The following is a 4701-nucleotide window of genomic DNA, read 5'->3' on the forward strand; positions in this document are numbered from 1 at the left end:
AATGCCCAGTGGTACGACTATGATGAGTACTGGGGCTCTATCCAGGGCATGGCTGACGCCATTGACGAAAGAATAGACGAATTCAACAGATTGACGGGTTTGCTGTAAATAGGGACGTTGTTTTAAAGGGGAAGTACAAGTTGCTTCCCCTTATTTATACACAAAGGTTTTAGTAATAAGGGGCAGTTAGAAAAGAAAAGGGGGGAATATTAATGGAGTTCTTTAATTGGTTCGCAGGTGTTCTCTGGGGATGGCCCATGATGATTTTGATTTTTGCATGTGGCCTTGTTTTTAGCGTACGGACAGGTTTTTTTCAGATTTTTCATTTAGGGTATATTTTGCGAAGCACCATAGGTAAGGTTTTAAGGGGAGAAAAGAACGTGGGCGAAGGAGTCATGACCCCGTGGCAGGCTGTTTCAACCGCATTGGCAGGTACTGTAGGAAATGGCAATATTGCCGGTGTGGCAACGGCTATCGCTATTGGCGGACCAGGTGCGGTTTTCTGGATGTGGGTCGTCGCGATCTTTGGAATGATGACGAAGATGGTGGAGGTATCCCTTGCCGTAGAATACAGAGAAAAGGATGCCCTTGGAAACTTCTATGGAGGACCTATGTTTTATATTGAAAAAGGCCTTGGTCCCAAATGGAAGCCTCTGGCACAGTTTTTTGCGGCCATGATGGTCTTGGGAGCTCTTGGTACCGCGGTATGGGTTCAGCCTCATACCATGGGTATGGCCATGGAGACAGCCTTTAATATTCCTCCTATATGGACAGTGACAGCGTCTGTAGCGCTTACTGCTCTCGTTATTATAGGAGGTTTCAAAAGAATAGGCTCTTTCTGTGAGAAGCTTATTCCCTTTATGTGTCTTTTTTATATCATCGCTTCTCTTGGAATAATAATTGTGAACATAGCAGATCTTCCAAGGGTTTTCGCCCTTATTTTTGAAAGTGCCTTTAAACCTGCTCCAGCCATCGGTGGATTTGCGGGATCGACTATATTGTTGACGATGAAGAGAGGTATGTCCAGGGGCATGTTTTCCAATGAGGCAGGAATGGGATCTGCCCCTATGGTACATGCTACTGCCATAACCGATCACCCTATTCGTCAGGGCCTATATGGTGCCTTTGAGGTCTTTACCGATACAATAATAGTGTGTACCATGACAGCCCTCGTTATTCTTACTGCAGCTCCAGATGTCTGGCATAGTGGTCTTAATGGGGTTGAACTCACCTTTTCGGCCTTCCAGCAACTTTACGGAGGATGGGGAACGGCAATAGTGGCAATAGGGGTTTTGCTTGCGGCCTATTCCACTATGGTAGGTTATTATATAGAATATGAAACGTCAGTTGTCTATCTTTTTGGACAAAAAGCAATCCGGTTCTTCCGATGGATCTACCTCATTCCTCCTTTTATTGCAGTAAGTCTTTCAGTTGAGTTTGTATGGACAATAGTGGATGTTTCTACAGGAATAGAGGGTATCCCCAACATGTTGGCCCTTCTTCTCCTTAGCGGCAAGTTTGTTCAATTATTCAACGATTTTAAAAAGAAGGAAAAACTATAAACCAAGGATTAAAGGAGTAAGGCTTCCTCTCTTGTCAAGAGAGGAAGCCTTACCTGCGCAGAGATGAAAGGAGCGAATAGAAGTGGGATTTCCAGTAAAGTTGCAATGTGTTCTGTGCGGAAAAGAGTACGACCCGCAAAGAGTGAAATATACGTGCCCTGTTTGCGGCCAGGATGGGACCTTGGATGTTCTTTATGATTATGATGAGGTCTCTCGCATTCTGACTCGCGAAAGCCTAAAAAAAGACCCAACTCCTTCTTTATGGAGATATGAGCCTCTTCTTCCGGTGATAAATTCAAAGAATATTCCTTCCCTGATGGTGGGATGGACACCTCTTTACGAGAGTAAAAGAGTAGCTGAAAAATATGGCGTATCTAAGGTTTTCATTAAAGATGATGGGAGGAACCCCACAGGATCTCTGAAAGATAGGGCCAGTGCTGTTGGCGTGGCCAAAGCTCTGGATTTTAAATATACAACAGTGGCATGTGCCTCTACTGGAAACGCGGCAAGTTCTTTGTCTGGTTTTGCAGCGGTGGCAGGTCTGCCCAGCTTTATTTTTGTACCGGAAAAGGCTCCCGAAGCTAAGGTTGCGCAGCTTCTCGTTTACGGTGCAACAGTTGTTCTGGTGCAAGGTGACTATAGTGATGCCTTCAACTTGGCAGCGGCGGCTATCGAGCGCTACGGCTGGTACAACAGAAACTGTGCTATCAACCCCTACCTTGTGGAAGGCAAAAAGACCAGTGCTTTGGAAATTGCGGAGCAACTTGGGTGGCAGGTGCCTGACCGTGTCTTTATATCTGTTGGTGACGGTTGCTGTATAGGCGGCTTATACAAGGGATTCTGGGATCTTTTAAATCTCGGCTTTATTGACCATATGCCTAAGATTGTTGGTGTTCAAGCGGAAAACGCCTCTCCCATCTATGAAGCTTTCAAGGCAGGGGCGGAGCGTGTTTTGTTTGGTTTTGTAGATACCGTGGCAGATAGCATTTCGGTGGGAGCCCCTAAAAACTGGGCCAAGGCTCTCAGGGCAGTTCGAAAGAGCAATGGTGATATGGTAACGGTTTCAGATGAAGAGATTCTTTCTGCCATACCCGAAATGGCGAGGGCTACGGGCGTATTTGGCGAACCAGCTGGAGCCGCCGCTTACGCGGGCTTTAGAAAAATGGCAACCCAGGGACAGCTTGATAGAGACGAAACTGTGGCTATTGTGGTTACAGGAAACGGTTTGAAGGATATTCAGAATGCCCGTAAAGCAGCGGGAAAACCATTATCTGTGGCTCCCGATATTGAAGCCTTTGAAAAACTATTGCAGAGTGACGCTGCCATTTCCTTATAAGATTAAGCAAGCTCTTTATAATATTTTTATTATGTTTCTTATAAGTAATTGATTATTGCAAGTAATAATATTAGAGGTGTCCTTGTATATAGAAGCTAATCACATCGTGTAAATACTTTATATGTTCTCGACATTAGACTTTTCTATACAGATTTGGTTTTAGTTGATTTCTCTTCCCATTGTTTCAGAAACGATCTTTTTTACGAGCTGTTTGTATCGCGCTTACGTTTTTAAAGTGTAAGGTTAAATCGGAACGCAACTCCATTTTAGATTGGTAACATATGGCAAGTCTTATATGGAGTAAAGGTGAAGAATGCGAATATAAACGAACAGGAGTGAAAGCGAATGATCGATCTGACCATTCACGAGAAAGGGCTCAAGAAGGCAATAGAGCGAGCCAAGGAGCGCAACGTAATAATACCCACCTTCAAGCAGATGAAGGATCCGGATCGTTATACCCCCGACAAGATCAAGGAGCGTCTTAAGAACACCGGTCTTTGGGATGTAGACCCAGTAAACCTTTTCCGCATAACCTGGAAGAACGAGCCCAAGAAGCAAGGAGGGCTGTTCGGCAAGACCAACTACGTGGAGATTCCCCGTGAAGTGACGGGAGTAAACGCCAGGATAGTTGCCATAGTCGGCAAATGGTTCCCGACGGGAGCCCACAAGGTTGGAGCGAGCTTTGGCTGTCTAGCTCCTCGTCTTGTGACGGGACAGTTTGACCCCACTGCCCAGAAGGCCGTATGGCCCTCCACGGGCAACTATTGCCGTGGCGGCGCCTATAACGCCCAGCTTCTTGGGTGCGAATCCATTGCCATATTGCCTGAAGGCATGAGCCCTGAACGTTTTGAGTGGCTTAAGACGGTGGCAGGAGAGGTCATAGGTACTCCGGGCACGGAGAGCAACGTCAAGGAGATTTACGACAAGGTCTGGGAGCTTCGTAAGACCCGGGACAACATCATGATCTTCAACCAGTTCGAGGAGTTTGGGAACCATCTTTGGCACTACGAGGTGACAGGCAACGCCATGTACGACGTTCTGCAGGAAGTTTGCGGTGAGAAGGACCGGTATTTTGGCGTTGTAATTACATCTGGATCAGGCGGCACCCTTGCGAGCGGCGACTTTTTGAAGAAGAAGTATCCCCTGAGCAAGATAGCGGTAGGGGAGGCTCTTCAGTGCCCCACTCTGTTGTGGAATGGATTTGGCGCCCACCGGCTTGAGGGCATAGGCGACAAGCACGTTCCCTGGATCCATAACGTGAAGAACACCGATATGGTTATAGATGTGGACGACGCAGACAGCATGGCCATGATCCGCCTCTTCAACGAGGATTCGGGCCATGAGTATCTTCGCAAGAACGGAGTTTCCGAAGAGTTCATAGAGAGCCTTCCGCTGATAGGCATATCAGGTGCGGCAAACATTCTGATGGCCATCAAGATGGCCAAGTACTATGAACTTGGCAAGAACGATGTGATCATGACAGTTTTGACAGACTCCATGGAGATGTACGGTTCCCGTGTGAAGGAAATGGCCGACGAGACAGGGCCCTACACAGAGATGATGGCGTCTGTTGACCATAACCGCCACGTTCTTGGAGTAGGCATAGATGCCATGGAAGAGCTTTCCTACTACGCCCGCAAGCGAGTCCATAACCTAAAGTACTACACGTGGATCGAGCAGCAGGGGCGCACGTCTGAGGAACTGAATGCCCAGTGGTACGACTATGATGAGTACTGGGGCTCTATCCAGGGCATGGCTGACGCCATTGACGAAAGAATAGACGAATTCAACAGATTGACGGGT

The 4701-nt window shown here is 47.1% G+C and carries 3 protein-coding genes; all 3 read left to right on the plus strand.

The window, feature by feature from the left end; all coding sequences use genetic code 11:
• Positions 1 to 212 precede the first annotated feature (212 nt).
• Positions 213 to 1562 carry an alanine/glycine:cation symporter family protein gene (locus tag BUC50_RS04610; RefSeq protein ID WP_273313220.1) on the plus strand — a complete coding sequence of 450 codons (1350 nt, stop codon included), beginning with the start codon at positions 213 to 215 and terminating at the stop codon, positions 1560 to 1562.
• An 82-nt stretch (positions 1563 to 1644) separates the two neighbouring features.
• Positions 1645 to 2898, plus strand: coding sequence for a threonine synthase (locus BUC50_RS04615; protein ID WP_286677192.1), 1254 nt, complete (start codon positions 1645 to 1647; stop codon positions 2896 to 2898).
• 345 nt (positions 2899 to 3243) lie between these two features.
• Positions 3244 to 4701 (plus strand): pyridoxal-phosphate dependent enzyme (locus BUC50_RS04620; protein WP_286677193.1); only part of this gene is annotated, 1458 nt, incomplete at its 3' end.

It is taken from the genome of Aminobacterium sp. EBM-42 (assembly GCF_001896635.1).
Taxonomy (GTDB): Bacteria; Synergistota; Synergistia; order Synergistales; family Aminobacteriaceae; genus Aminobacterium; species Aminobacterium colombiense.

Coding starts and splice junctions, on each gene's coding strand:
- BUC50_RS04610 (WP_273313220.1), top strand. CDS start 213: ATGGAGTTCTTTAATTGGTTCGCAGGTGTTCTCTGGGGATGGCCCATG.